Origin of the sequence: Streptomyces sp. NPDC042638 (genome assembly GCF_040647235.1) — a bacterium.
In the GTDB taxonomy this organism is placed as follows: domain Bacteria; phylum Actinomycetota; class Actinomycetes; order Streptomycetales; family Streptomycetaceae; genus Streptomyces; species Streptomyces rameus.
This window is the reverse complement of the sequence record NZ_JBEZBT010000027.1, coordinates 87,006-99,501: the sequence shown is the minus strand read 5'-3', so window position 1 is coordinate 99,501 and position 12,496 is coordinate 87,006. Positions and strand designations below refer to the sequence as shown.

General features: G+C 72.4%; 11 protein-coding genes and 1 pseudogene. 2 read left to right on the top strand and 10 right to left on the bottom strand.

Annotation, left to right across the window (positions count from 1 at the left end):
• Positions 1 to 202: 202 nt before the first annotated feature.
• Positions 203 to 406, bottom strand: a pseudogene (locus AB0B40_RS22205) (transposase); the annotation flags it as partial.
• A 112-nt stretch (positions 407 to 518) separates the two neighbouring features.
• On the opposite strand from AB0B40_RS22205, the gene AB0B40_RS22200 reads away from it, so the two are divergent.
• Positions 519 to 1,184: a nitroreductase gene (locus tag AB0B40_RS22200; RefSeq protein WP_362265141.1), complete on the top strand. Its 666-nt coding sequence runs from the start codon at positions 519 to 521 to the stop codon at positions 1,182 to 1,184.
• Positions 1,185 to 1,404: 220 nt separating this feature from the next.
• Here the strand turns inward: AB0B40_RS22200 and AB0B40_RS22195 are convergent, their stop codons facing one another.
• The 4 genes from AB0B40_RS22195 to AB0B40_RS22180 are packed head-to-tail and all read right to left on the bottom strand — an operon-like array spanning position 1,405 to position 5,750.
• Positions 1,405 to 2,406, bottom strand: a complete 1,002-nt coding sequence (locus tag AB0B40_RS22195) for an aldo/keto reductase family protein (protein ID WP_345046337.1) — start codon at positions 2,404 to 2,406, stop codon at positions 1,405 to 1,407.
• Between the two features lie 13 nt (positions 2,407 to 2,419).
• A complete protein-coding gene (locus AB0B40_RS22190) occupies positions 2,420 to 3,067 on the bottom strand; it encodes a 2OG-Fe(II) oxygenase (protein WP_345046336.1) in 648 nt (215 codons plus the stop codon).
• Positions 3,064 to 4,716 (bottom strand): MBL fold metallo-hydrolase, encoded by a 1,653-nt coding sequence (locus AB0B40_RS22185; protein WP_362265140.1) that lies wholly within the window; start codon positions 4,714 to 4,716, stop codon positions 3,064 to 3,066. Before AB0B40_RS22185 ends, AB0B40_RS22190 begins: the two co-directional genes overlap by 4 nt.
• Positions 4,713 to 5,750 carry a class I SAM-dependent methyltransferase gene (locus tag AB0B40_RS22180; RefSeq protein ID WP_362265139.1) on the bottom strand — a complete coding sequence of 346 codons (1,038 nt, stop codon included), beginning with the start codon at positions 5,748 to 5,750 and terminating at the stop codon, positions 4,713 to 4,715. Before AB0B40_RS22180 ends, AB0B40_RS22185 begins: the two co-directional genes overlap by 4 nt.
• A 144-nt stretch (positions 5,751 to 5,894) precedes the next feature.
• On the opposite strand from AB0B40_RS22180, the gene AB0B40_RS22175 reads away from it, so the two are divergent.
• Positions 5,895 to 6,467, top strand: a complete 573-nt coding sequence (locus AB0B40_RS22175) for a histidine phosphatase family protein (protein WP_345046331.1) — start codon at positions 5,895 to 5,897, stop codon at positions 6,465 to 6,467.
• A gap of 166 nt (positions 6,468 to 6,633) precedes the next feature.
• Here AB0B40_RS22175 and AB0B40_RS22170 read toward each other — a convergent pair whose 3' ends face one another.
• From AB0B40_RS22170 to AB0B40_RS22150, 5 genes are all read right to left on the bottom strand, one after another.
• Positions 6,634 to 7,818 (bottom strand): phosphotransferase, encoded by a 1,185-nt coding sequence (locus tag AB0B40_RS22170; protein WP_362265138.1) that lies wholly within the window; start codon positions 7,816 to 7,818, stop codon positions 6,634 to 6,636.
• Positions 7,819 to 7,830: 12 nt separating this feature from the next.
• Positions 7,831 to 8,811 carry an HEXXH motif-containing putative peptide modification protein gene (locus AB0B40_RS22165; RefSeq protein WP_362265137.1) on the bottom strand — a complete coding sequence of 327 codons (981 nt, stop codon included), beginning with the start codon at positions 8,809 to 8,811 and terminating at the stop codon, positions 7,831 to 7,833.
• 30 nt (positions 8,812 to 8,841) lie between these two features.
• Positions 8,842 to 9,813 (bottom strand): hypothetical protein, encoded by a 972-nt coding sequence (locus tag AB0B40_RS22160; RefSeq protein ID WP_362265136.1) that lies wholly within the window; start codon positions 9,811 to 9,813, stop codon positions 8,842 to 8,844.
• Between the two features lie 13 nt (positions 9,814 to 9,826).
• Positions 9,827 to 10,981, bottom strand: coding sequence for a radical SAM protein (locus tag AB0B40_RS22155; RefSeq protein WP_345046326.1), 1,155 nt, complete (start codon positions 10,979 to 10,981; stop codon positions 9,827 to 9,829).
• 148 nt (positions 10,982 to 11,129) lie between these two features.
• Positions 11,130 to 12,125, bottom strand: coding sequence for an NAD-dependent epimerase/dehydratase family protein (locus AB0B40_RS22150; protein ID WP_362265134.1), 996 nt, complete (start codon positions 12,123 to 12,125; stop codon positions 11,130 to 11,132).
• Between the last annotated feature and the right edge of the window lie 371 nt (positions 12,126 to 12,496).

Sequence of the window (12,496 nt, the reverse complement as noted above, 5' to 3'; positions counted from 1 at the left end):
CCTTCACCACGGGACACTGTAGAAGCCGCCGAAGGACCAAGCGATCGCCTGGACAGCGCCTCATCTCCGAGCCAACGCCAGAATCGGGCATACCGTTTCAGAATGTCCTCCGAGATCAGCAAGCCGTTGCGGTCACAGATGACGTGGATGTTTCGAACCGACCTTGCCGCGATCGGTCGGATTCGGTCCGGTCAAAGCCACCCTTTAGATGGCGCTCGTGCACCGTCTTCCACTGTCCGAACCGCTCCGGCAAATCGCGCCACTGCACGCCCGTGCGTATCCGGTACAGCACCCCGTTCACGACCTGGCGATGGTCCCGCCACCTGCCGCAACGCCCGTTGCTCACCGGCAGAAGCGGCTCCGGCCGCTCCCACTGGGCATCTGTCAGATCAATCCTGATCCCCATAGTCGTATCAACGACTGACTGATCGTCGGAACGTCGTCCAGCCCCCAGCGATGCTCGGTCCTGACCGCTGAATACGGTGGAGGGGCCCGGTTGAATGAGAGGACACCAAGACGTGGATGTGTACGAGGCCGTCGGCAGCCGCCGGGCCGTACGGGCGTTCAGCGATGAGCCGGTGCCCAAGGAGGTCCTCGAACGAGTGCTGACCGCAGCAACGCGGGCTCCGTCCAGCGGGAACCTCCAGCCGTGGCACATGTATGTCGTGAGCGGCGAACCCTTGGCCGAACTGAAGAGGCGCGCGACGGCCAGGGCACGGGCGGGAGACCCGGGTGATGAGCGGGAGTATCCGATGTACCCGGACGGACTGACCTCGCCGTATCTGGACCGTTTCGCCGCTGCGGCGGCTCAGCGATACGAAGCGTTGGGGATTGAGCGCGACGACCCCGACCGGCCCCGGAAGATCGCCACCTTGAACTCGGAGGCGTTCGGAGCGCCGGTCGTCTTGTTCTGCTACCTCGACCGGACGATGGGGCCCGGACAGTGGGGGGATGCGGGGATGTACTTGCAGACGGTCATGCTGTTGCTGAGGGCGGAAGGGTTGCACAGCTGCCCCCAGGTGATGTGGACCATGTACCGCAAGACCGTCAGCCGAACAGTCGGAGCCGATCACGAGCTCGTGCTGTACTGCGGCATCTCAGTGGGATGTGAGAAGGAAGGCGTGCCAAGGCTGCGTACCGGGCGGGCGGACATGACGGAAACGGTGAGCTTCATCGGACTGTGACCGCTGCGGGCCGAGATCGACAGGACAGGGCCTAGCCTCCGCGGCAGCTCACCGCAGACCGCCCAGTCCCCGCGGGAGGACCCCCGGTCGTCCCGGCCTCGCGGCGGCTCGCCGAAGGCCGCCGCAGTCCCGCCGCAGCGCCCCAAGTCGCCCCGCCCCACGGCAGTACCCCCGGCCGCGGGAGGCGGCCGGGGGTACTGCCGTGGGTGGCGTCGGTCGGTCAGGAGGGGGCGGGGGGACTGTTCGTGAGGGCCGGATCCGTGAGTGCCACCGGTGCCAGGACGGCATCCACGGCGGCCTTGAGATCGTCGTCCAGGTCGACGTCACAGGCCGCGGCGTTGGCGGTGAGCTGCTCGGGCCTGCTGGCCCCGATCACCGCCCCCGCCACGTTCGGCTCCCGCAGGACCCAGGCCAGGGCCAGCACCGGCAGGGGCATCCCCGCCTCTTCGGCCAGCGGCAGCAGCCGTTGCACGCACTCGAGGACGTCCTCGCGGAGCACCTTCTCCATGAAGTGCCCGCCGAATCCCTTGGTGTCGGTCGCGCGCGACGCGGGCGGCGGAGGCCGGCCGGGCAGGTACTTCCCGGTGAGGACGCCCTGCGCCAGCGGGGAGAAGGCGAGCTGGGCCAGGCCCAGCGACCGGCAGGCGGGGATCACCTCGGCCTCGATCACGCGGTGCAGGGCCGAATAGCGCGCCTGGTTGGACACCAACGGCACCTTCAGCTCGCGGGCGAGGACCTGAGCGGCGCGGATCTCCTCCGCACGCCACTCCGAGACCCCGATGTACAGGGCCTTGCCCGCACGGACCACGTCGGCGAATGCCGTCATGGTCTCTTCCAGCGGGGTGCCGTGGTCGAAACGGTGGGCCTGGTAGAGGTCGACGTGATCGGTGCCGAGCCGGCGCAGCGAGACGTCGATCGTCTCCATGATGTGTTTGCGGGACAGCCCCCGCTCGTTCGGTCCGGGGCCGACCGGCCAGTACACCTTGGTGAAGATCTCGACACCGGAACGGCGCTCGCCCGCCAGCGCGCGGCCGAGGATCTCCTCACCCGCGCCGAACCCATAGCCGTCGGCCGTGTCGAAGCTGGTCACACCGCAGTCCAGCGCCGCCCTCACGCACGCCCGGGCGGCGTCCTCGTCGATCTGCCCGCCGTGGGTGATCCAGTTCCCGTACACGATCTCGCTCACGTGCAGACCGCTGCGGCCCAGCCGGCGGTGCCTCACCCCGTTCCTCCGCTCACGCCGCGCCGTCCGTTGCCGGATCCGTCCAGAAGTGCACGGTCACGGTCCTGCGCAGGACCGGCGCCGGGGCCCGCATGACGGACACGCCGTGCAGTGACCGTGCCGTCGTCTCGATGAGGACGCTGCGGTTGAACGAGGGCAGGATCCGCGCCGGGGCCTCTCCGTCGACCGGAGCGCCCAGTTCGAGCCAGCCGCCGTCCTCCGGGCGCCAGCCCTCGGTGAGGTAGGTGAACAGGGAGTACCGGCGCACCCGGCCGGTCTCCGGGTGCCGGTTGGAGCCGACGTGCGCGTGATGGACGGCGCCCTGGCCGGCGAGCCGGTAGCTGCCCCAGTCCCCGTCCGGCTCCGTACGCAGCCCCTCCACTCCCGTCACCTTGCCGAGGAACGCGGCGAGATCGTCACCGAGCAGGGCCTCGCACAGCTCCCGCAGGGCCGGACCGGCCAGCGCCCGGTCCTGGGAGTGCCAGCGTGGGATGCCCGGTTTCGCCGTCATCACAGCGGTGTCCGGGAAAGCCTCGGCGGCGGCGCGCAGGGCGTCGGCCGGGAGGATGCCGTCCCAGACGTAGTGCGGGAAGGGAGCGGCGCGGAAGCAGCGCCCGTGCGCCGCGCTCAGCTGCCGTTCCATGGCCGGGTAGTCGATCACTTGTCTTCCTGCCTTTCTCGTGGACGCCGCGGGGCGTCCGTCAGGGTGTCCGAGTCCGAGTCCGAGTCCGGGTCCGGGTCCGGGTCCGCGGCCGGGCCCGCCGGGGAGACGCCGAGCCGGGCCCGGCCGTTGGAGCAGGCGCCGTCCGGCAGGGCGAACCGCCAGCCGTGCTGGGGGCAGACCACCGAGTCCAGTTCTGGGTCGTAGTCCTGCGGGCCGAGCCGCGCGCCCAGGTGCGGACAGGTGTCGGACACTCGGTACGACCCCGTCCGCGTCCGAAGCGGGAACGTGCCGGCCGGGCGCTCGCTGCCCTGTGCCGTCCGCCGCAGGTACTCGGCGAGGTCGTCGGGATCGCTGCACCGCAGCACCGACATGAGCTCCTCGTTGTACGCGCCGATGCCGGGACGCCAGGCGCTGAAGCGGAACGAGAAGAAGAACTCCTCCCAGCTCATCCCGCCGTCCAGGATGTCCGGCAGATACCGCGACGGCAGGGTGAACCGGTAGTCGTGGGCGTCGGTCTCCGGCCCGGTGCCCTCGCGCACCTCCAGGGAGCGGAAGTCGACGAGCCAGAACCCGCCCCCCGGGCCGCGGACATCGAAGGCGGCGACGGCGTCGACGGCACGGCACAGGCTCTCACCGGCCGCGAACAGCGCCTTGAAGTGGGCGGCGAAGCCGTCGTAGAGGCTGTGCCGCGGCTCCGGGTGTCCGGCGACCACCTCGGCGATCGCGGAGGCACGCCTGCGGGCGTAGTCCGCCACGTAGTCCGCGAGGTTCTCCCAGTCGAACTCCTCCCGGATCCCCGGGTCGGCGAACAGCCGGCCCGTGGCCACGTCGAGTTCGTCGCCCGGCAGCGGTGCCACGGTGCGCTCCGCCAGGTCCGGGTGCTCGCGGCGCAGCCACGCGAGCAGTTCGGGCGGGGTGGTGAACACCGAGGACTCCGCGAAGAAGTGCGGGGCCAGCCCCGGGTCGAGCAGGGCCGGCGGCCCGGCGAACGCGACCGCGCTGCGCGGGGCGAGGGCCTGCATGTAACGGGTCCACCGGCGCATGGAGTTGACCTTCTTGCGCCCTGCCGCCTCGACCTGCTCCACGGCGGGGAAGGAATAGGCGAACGGAAACCACGTGGCGCCGGAGAACTGCGCCAGCACGACGTCGATGCGCGGGTGCGACCGGCGGATGGCCCGCAACTGGTCGCGGTCGACCTGGCAGTCGTTCAGGTTGACGACGACCTGGCCGGTCGCGGCGTCCTCGATGACGAGGGCCGAGTCCTGGTGCCGGGGCGTGGGGGAGTGGATCAGGGTGAGGCGGAGCGGACCGGCCCGGAAGACCTCCTGGTCACCGAGCAGGACGGGGGCCGGGCCGCGCAGCGTGCGGATCAGCCGTTTCCAGGTCGGCAGCGGATAGTCGGGCATCAGCAGCGTGACCGACGGGTCGAGCGCGTTGAGCACGTCGGGGTCGAAGTGGTCCTGGTGATCGTGCGACACGTACACGTGCGTCGCCTCGCCCACGAGCGGAGCGCAGGAACGGTTGTCGGGCAGCTGGTGCCACCCCGACAGGAAGGCACCGCCCTCGGAGAACCACGGATCGCAGACCAGCTTCACGCCGTCGGCCTCCACGAGGGCACCGGCGTGCCCGAGGAACGTGATCTTCATGGCTGCCTCCAGGGAAGGGCGCGGTGAGGGGTGGGCTGCTTGCGTGCCGCGACGAGGTGCCGCGCGAGATTGGGGTCGGCGGAGCCGGCGAAGGGGCGTCCTCGCACGCACACGTCGAGTCCGGCCGCCGCGAGCCGGGCGGTGAGCTGTGCGGCGGTCGGCACGTGCAGCACGGAGTGGAAGACCTCCGGCGGGCGGCCGCCGGGGCCGTCGGCCACCGCGACGACGCGGTGGCCGAGCAGGGCGCCCTCCGCGGCGGTGAACCCCTCGCTGAGCAGAAGGTGGGGGCCGTCCCGGAAGACCGAGCCGGCCGGGCGCCGGTACACGCGCCGTCCTTCGTCGAAGCCGGCGGTGCCGTCCTCGGCGAGCCGCAGGTCCAGGACCGCGGTGCCGCCCGGGCGCAACCCCCGCACCAGCGAACGGAGCAGCACCTCCAGAGCGTGCGGTGCGAAGAAATTGGCGGCGTCGTAGGTGAGCAGCAGCGTGTCATATCCGGGGGCCGCCGATGGTGGGCCGCCTGGTCGGCGGGGGTCAGGCTCTGCGCGCGCGGGGCGAACGCCGGTGCCCGGCGCGGTGACCGGGTCCGTCGCGTCGCCGAGTACGAAGCGGATGTGGTCCTGCCCGGCGAAGCGGCGGCGGGCGTGCTCGACCACCGCGGGTCCCGCGTCGACGCCGACGTACGAGGTCAGACCGTGACCGCGCAGCGCGGCCGTGTAGTTGCCGGGCCCGCACAGCGGATGGTGCACCCGGCCCGCCCGCCAGTCGGGCAACTCCGCTCGCAGCCAGTTGAGTTGACGCGCCACGATCGCCGGGGGTCGGGAGGAGTCCGTGGTCGCGGGGTCGGTCTGCTCCCGCAGCAGCCGGGCGCTGAACGCCGGGTCGCCGTAGGGCAGCGAAGGCAGCGCCGCGATGCGGTCCGGCGGCATACTGCCCAGGTCGGGCAGCTCCGGCCAGAGGAACGGAGCGCCGTGCTCAAGGAATTCCCCGGCGATTTCCCGCGCACCGCGGTGCGATGCTGTGTCGACCAATTCCATACCGACTCCGTAGCCTGCGGAACGTGCCCGCCCTGCACTCCATTTCACGTTCAGGTTGTGGGCGCGGGATCCGCGTGGTCAACGTTTTTGCGGATACCCGCTAAACCTTGGACTCCACTGATCGGTGCGGGCATCATGCGCCGTATGTTCGCTAATTCATGCACCGTTGTGCTCGACCTGGTTCCGCATTGCGCCTCGTCGCCGCGTGCGCAGTGGAGCGGGGACGACGATCTGCGTCCGCTGAGTGACGAGGGAATGCGGCAGGCGGAAGTCCTCGGCGAGGTGTTCCAAGGGTTCCAAGGGGGAGTCGACGCCGTGTACAGCAGCCCCTCGCTGCGCTGCCGCCAGTCGGTCGCCCCGCTGGCGGCCGCCGCCGGAGTCCCCGTCGTGTCCGAGGACCGGCTGCGCGAGGCGCGCGGGTTCGCCGAGCCACAGGCCTGGACCGAGGGGGTCTTCGCAGCCATCGGCCCTTCGCTGGGCGGCGCGTGGGCGGCCGGCCGTGCCCTGGGCGCGCTGGTGGAGATCGCCACCCGCCACGACGGAGGTCACGCGGTGGCCTGTTCGCACGGCGACGCCATCCCCGCCACGCTGGTGCACCTGTCGGCGGCCCACGGCTGCGCGCTGCCGCGGATCGTGGGACGGGGGAGCTGGTACCGGCTGCGCCTGGAACGCGGCCGGCTCACCATGACCGGCGTGAGGCCGTCGGACCCCGTCTGACGGCCACGCGCCCCCGGACCGCCGTCCGGCGGCGTGCCCGAGGGCTCGTGCCCGACGGCTCCCGTCCGGCGAGTCCCCCCGCGGCGGACCGGCACGCCAGTCCGGTCCGCCACAGGAGGCGGTCACCCCGGAGGCGGGGCCGCCCCCCTCCCCGAGAAGGGCGCCCTCATGGGGACGCCGTGTCGCGCAGGTCCGGCTGCGCCTGCTCCACCAGGGCCGTCATCACGGCCACCCGCCGCCGCGTGCCCGGATCGCCGGCCGCCGCGGCCCGGGACACGGCGTCCCGGGCGAGCAGCCGGTCGGCGATCCGCACCACCGGCAGTCCGAAGTGGTAGGCGGCCACCAGCCGGAACGCGAGTGCCACTTCCTCCGGGCCGCACGAGCCGCCTTGCTCCGCCATCCCCGTGGCGTGCCGCGCGGCGGCCGCGGCCCCGAGGGCGAGCGTGGCGGCGGGGTCCAGGTCCGCCGCCGCCGCCGACGACAGGACGAGGGTGGCCAGGTCCTCCCCGGCCGGCCCCAGCCCCGCCTGGCCCCAGTCGATCGCGACCGTGCCCCCGGCCGTCCGGAACAGGTTGCGCGGTGTCAGATCCCGGTGCAGCAGCCCGGCCGGCAGCGACCGCAGTGTCCGAACGGCGTCGGCGTGCCGGCGCGCCAGTGCCCGCAACGCCGTGGCGGTCCCGGGCCGGAACAGAGCGCGCACCGCCGGGTCGGCACTCGTCTCGGCGTCGGCGACCCGCTCGATCAGGGCGAACCGCTCGTGCAGCGCCGCCTGTTCCAGGAACGGCCTGCACCACCAGTCCCGGTGCGGCGGAGGCTGCCGCAGTGAGCGGGCGTGGAACCCGCCGAGAAACTCTGCGGTGTCGAGTAGCTCACCGGCCGTCCAGGCCTCGCCGGGCGTCCCATCGGCCCGCTCCAGCCACAACCGGAGCCGGTCACCGGGCAGCGGCACGATGCCCAGACAGCGGACGGCGGCGAACCGGCCGCCGGCGGCGCGCGGGAACGGCGAGGCCAGGACCAGCGCCTCGCGCCGCCAGTAGGCCCAGTCCGCCGGGCCGTCGCCGCCGTCGTCGATCTGGCGGGCCAGATCCCGCGGGCCGGGCCGCCAGGGGCGGTACCGCACCTGCTTCAGCACCATCTCCCACGCCCGGTCACCGCCCTCGCACGAAGCAGTGCCGCGCACCACGTACAGGCCGTCGCTCGCTCTGCTCCAGCTCTCGTAACCGATCGGCTCGCCCGTGCAGCCGCTCACCCGGGCCGTGGGATCGGCCAGCAGCGTCCGCACGGGCCCGCGCAGGTCCTCGGCGGTGAGGTCGGGCAGCGGGCCCAGGTGACGGTAGGGCGGACCCGGCACCGGGTGCCGCCGTCAGCCCGCGCGCCGCGCGTCGGCGACGGCGGCCCGCAGATACGTGCGCAGCAGATCGCTCGGCACCTGGTCGAAGCAGGTGAGAGCCGACGCGTGGCCGGTCTCCAGCGACTCCAGCTCCACCGCGAGGCGCCGCCGCAGCACGGCGGCGAGCTGCGAGTCGTCGTCCTGCGCCGGCTGGATGCGCGAGAGGTACTGGATGACGTTGGCGAAGGCCAGGGCCGCGTGCACGATCCCGAACACCGGACGGTCCTCGTTCTTCCACGGGGAGTGGAAGCGGGGACCGTCGTCGGCGAAGACCACTCCCTCGGACTCGAAGGACTCGTTCAGCCAGGAGTGCGTGGCCTCGTGCACCAGGGTCTCGCCCAGGCGCAGCGGTTCGTCGGTCCAGTTCAGTACGACGGTGCCGGGCAGGAAGTCGAACGTGTAGCTGCGGCAGGTCGCCCCCAGCGGCACGGCCTCGGTCCAGATGACGACGGCCGTGGAGGAGCGCAGCACCTCGCCGCCGACGGCCAGGGCGGCGTCGACGGCCGCGTTCAGGGTCCGCGCGATGCGCTCCCGCTCCGCCGCCTCCTGCCCGGGCGACGTGCCGAGCAGGTACATCCGGCTGCCGAGACGGTCGTCGGCCACTGCGTCGCAGTCCGCCGCCCGCACCACCATGACCGGTCCGACGGCCGTCTGTACGGCCTCGGCGCGCAGTACCGCCCGGTTCTGCCACAGCCGCACGGCCCGCCGGGCCCGGTCCGCGTCGCGGGTCCGCGCGGCGATGCGCGCCTGCTGGAAGGCGTGGTGCAGGACGGCGTTGTCGAAGGCGTCCGGCGGGCCGTCCGGGCCGTCGAGGTCCGTGGCCGGCGCGAGAGTGCGCAGGCTGGCGAGCAGGGTGCGCGCCCGCTCGCTGCGGTGTGCCACCAGCCGCGCGGTCAGCTCGGCCTGCAACGACGTGACGGACGCGGCCGCCTCGATGGTGTCGGCTTCGGTCATGATGGTCTTCCGGTCCTTTCGGGGCGACGGTCAGCGTACGGCGCTCGGGGCGGCCCACCGGTGCAGGTGTTCCGCCTTCTCCGCGTCCGTCAGCGGCCGGATCTCGCGGATGTAGTCGAAGGGGGACTTGACGGCGAACTGCCGCCGGTTCCAGCAGGGATAGGTGGTGCCGATCAGCTCGGCGACGATGCCCATGCCGACCGTCTCGCCGACCCTGCCGGGCAGTTCGGCACGCAGTGAGCGGAGCCCGTCGAGAATCTCCCGCCGGCGGCTCACGACGGGCTCCGGGCCGTCCCCGGGGCGGCGGGCGGCGAGCCGGTCGTACAGCTGGAAGGCGAGGGAGTCGGCGAAGACGCCGGTCAGCCATGCCCGGTCGGCCCCGGACAGCGGACCGCTCCGCGCGCCGACGGCCTCCTCGGTGCGCAGCCACTGGCCAATCCAGGACCTTGCGCCCTCGCGCAGCAGCGCCTCCGCGCAGGAGAGCGCGTCGGACCCGGCCCGGCCGAGCCGGGCGACGTCGCACACGCCGGCCGGCAGCGCCGCGTCCGGCACGTCGCCGAGGACGACCGCGCCCACGGCGAGGTCGACGACATAGCGCAGGCCGACGCCGTCCAGGAGCTGCACCGCGTCCCCCACCGCCGCCCGGTCCCGCGCGGTGGCGGGGCGGAGCCGCAGCCGGTCGCCGTCCCCGCGCACGCCGTGGAGAACGGCGATGCGCGGGCCGTCGGGCAGGGGGAGCAGGGCGTGGGCGCCGGTCGCCTCGGCGGGGTCGACGCCGACGCCCGGGCTGCCGGCGAGACCGACGAGGGCGCGGGCGAGCGCGTCGGGTACCTCCGCGGCGTCTGGTACCCCGGCGCCGGCCGCCGCGGCGGCACGGCGCGCCCAGGCCGAGCTGTGCGGCTCGACCCACAGCAGGAACGAATGGATGGCACGGCCGTCGAGCGAGGCGTTCCAGTAGCGGTTCTGCGTCTCGTCGTCATCGATGACGGGGAGAAGGAACATCCGGGTTTCCCTTTCAGGCCGCTGCGGGCAGGGCCGCGGCCACATGGTCGATGACCTTGCGCCGGTAGTCGCAGTACTCCTCCTCGAAACCGGTCCCCTCGAAGCGGAGCCGGTCGGGAAGGGCGCCGCCGCGGCACGAGGCCTCGTGCGAGCAGCCCGCGCACTTGTCGAGCAGGGCGGACAGATCGCGGCGGAGTCGTGGATTGCTGTCCAGGGTCAGCAGCTCGTCCATCCCGGACGCCGTGTCCACGGAACCCAGCAGTGCGCCGGGCATGCTCAGTTCGTCCGAGCTGCCGATGCGCCCGTCGGGGTAGAGCGTCACGACGAAGGGTTCCTTGCGGTCGCTGAAGCTCGTGTAGCTGGTGGGCAGCCCGGACAGCGACCGGATGACACTGAAGAACGGCTCCAGCACGTACGCGCTGTAGGAGCGGGTCGACGACCAGTGCTCGAACGCCTCGATCAGGAAGTCGGCGTACTCGTCGGGGGTCGTCGCCCACCCCGGCATCCCGACTCCGTCGGGATTGAGGATCTGCAGCGACTGGCGGTTGGGCGTGCGGTAGTCCTTGGTCTTCACGTTGAAGTCGAGGCATCCCGAGAGCTTGACGACCTTCACTGCCTCGAACTTGCTCAGTGAGTCCAGCACGTCCGCGGCCCGGCCGAGGATGCGGCGGGTGACGACGACGATCACACCGACGTTGCGGCCCCGGGCGGCCATCATGTCGAGCGCCTTGGTGACCTTGCGGTAGGTGGGGCGGTCCCGGAAGTCGACGCGGTGGGCGTTGCCCTGCTCGTCACCGTCCAGGCTGATGCCGATCTCGATGTCCGGCCACTCGCGGTCGAAGAAGTCCAGCCACGCCTCGTTCAGGAGAATGCCGTTGGTCTGCATCGAGACCGTCACCGGCCCCTCGTAGCGGCGCAGTTCCGCGAACAGCTCACCCATCTTGCGCCGTCCGATGAGCAGCGGCTCACCGCCGTGCAGTTCGACCGCCAGCGGCCGCCCGCCGCACAGGGCGAGGAACTTGCGCAGCACCTCCGGCTTCAGCATGAGGGCGTTGGGATACGGTTTGCGCCGCTCGTAGCAGTAATGGCAGTTGATATTGCACATTTCCCCGGGGAGTTTGAGCATGGCCAATATGGTTTCCCCGGGGGCCGGCAGCTGAAGTTTCATGTGCAGTTCCTCCGCGCTGAATGTGTGGGAAAAGGCTCTCGTGGCCGCGGATATGCGTCAATGAATTGCGGTTCTTCTTGCGTGAACCCGCATGCCACGGATCCGGGCCACGGACCCATGTCACGGCCGCAGGCCGCGAACGCGCTCGTCACCGGGCGGCGGTGAGCCGGTCGGCCTGCCGTGCCCGTGCCGTCTTGCGCACGAGTGCCGCGGCGGACAGCCAGTCGGTCTCACCGACGGCCGCGGTCAGCCGGTCCAGGCGGGGCACACGGCCGGTCACGTCGGTGCGGCCGGGGAAGACCGACTCGTAGGGCACGTGGACGAAGCCCGCCGTGCTGCCGGTGGCGTCGAGGACCAGGCGGGCCAGGTCGACGACGGCCGTCTCGGTCCGGGAGCCGATGTTGAACACGTTGGCGCCGGGCCGCCACGCGGTCTCGGTGGCCGCGACGTCGAGCAGGCGGCGGGTGAACTGGTCGATGTCGGTGAAGCAGCGGCGCTGGGTGCCGTCGCCGTGCACGGTCAGCGGCTCCCCGGACTCGGCCTGCCGGAAGAAGGTCGGCAAGACCATGCCGTAGCGCCCCAGTTGGCCGGGTCCCACGACGTTGAAGGGCCGTACCGTGAGCACGGGCCGGTGCCGGGCGGCCTCCCGACCGAGCCGTTCCATCTCCCACTTGCCCGTGGCGTAGCCCGGCGTGCCGCCGTCGTACGCGAGCGGGACGGCGCGGTCCACGGCCAGGTCCTCGCGCAGCGCGGCGGTGCTGTCGCTGAGCCCGTAGACGGCGGAACTGGACACGAGCACGACGGGCGTGTCACTGGACTGTGCCAGGACGTTCGCCGTCCCCTGGTGGCCCACGGCGTAGGCGTGTCCGGCCTGCTGCGCCGCGAGCCGCATGCCGACGACGCCCGCGAGGTGCAGCACCAGTCCGGTGCCACGCGCGGCCTCGGCCACCGCGTCCGCGTCCAGCACGCTGCCGCGCACCAGGGTGGCCCCCTCGATCGCCTCGAGGGACTCGGGCCGGCCCGTCGTGAGGTCGTCCAGGACCCGGACGGGGTGGCCTGCGGCGGCCAGGGAGCGTACGAGACGGCTGCCGATGAAGCCGGCACCGCCGGTGACGAGGACGGGCGTCGAGGGGGAGGACCACATGTCAGCGTCTCCTTCGTGTGGGAAGCGGGGACGGCCGCCGTGAGGGGGGCGGCCGGGGTGGAGGGAGGGACAGGGGGCGCCGGCGGATCCGGCCACCGCGGGCGCCCCGCCGAGGTGGGAGAGGAATGATCAGGGCGCGGGAGAGGCCTTATGGCGGGAGCGTGAGGCCGGGGCTGAGGGCGGCAGCGGCGGAGGTGGCCGCCATGCGGTGCCGTGCCGGCCGTGGCGCCCGGTGCCGCGTACGGCCGTACGGCAACTCGCCAGGGCCGTACCGTCCGTCGCTCGTCGGACGAGGCCCGTACCGCAACTCGCTCGGCCAGGCAGGGACTTTCCGTCCGTCGCTTGTCGGACCTGGGCCGTGCCGTCCGTCG

Excerpts from the sequence above, each read along its gene's own strand:
- AB0B40_RS22185 (WP_362265140.1), bottom strand. The coding sequence starts at position 4,716 with ATGAAGATCACGTTCCTCGGGCACGCCGGTGCCCTCGTGGAGGCCGAC.
- AB0B40_RS22180 (WP_362265139.1), bottom strand. The coding sequence starts at position 5,750 with ATGGAATTGGTCGACACAGCATCGCACCGCGGTGCGCGGGAAATCGCC.
- AB0B40_RS22175 (WP_345046331.1), top strand. The coding sequence starts at position 5,895 with ATGTTCGCTAATTCATGCACCGTTGTGCTCGACCTGGTTCCGCATTGC.
- AB0B40_RS22165 (WP_362265137.1), bottom strand. The coding sequence starts at position 8,811 with ATGACCGAAGCCGACACCATCGAGGCGGCCGCGTCCGTCACGTCGTTG.
- AB0B40_RS22160 (WP_362265136.1), bottom strand. The coding sequence starts at position 9,813 with ATGTTCCTTCTCCCCGTCATCGATGACGACGAGACGCAGAACCGCTAC.
- AB0B40_RS22155 (WP_345046326.1), bottom strand. The coding sequence starts at position 10,981 with ATGAAACTTCAGCTGCCGGCCCCCGGGGAAACCATATTGGCCATGCTC.
- AB0B40_RS22150 (WP_362265134.1), bottom strand. The coding sequence starts at position 12,125 with ATGTGGTCCTCCCCCTCGACGCCCGTCCTCGTCACCGGCGGTGCCGGC.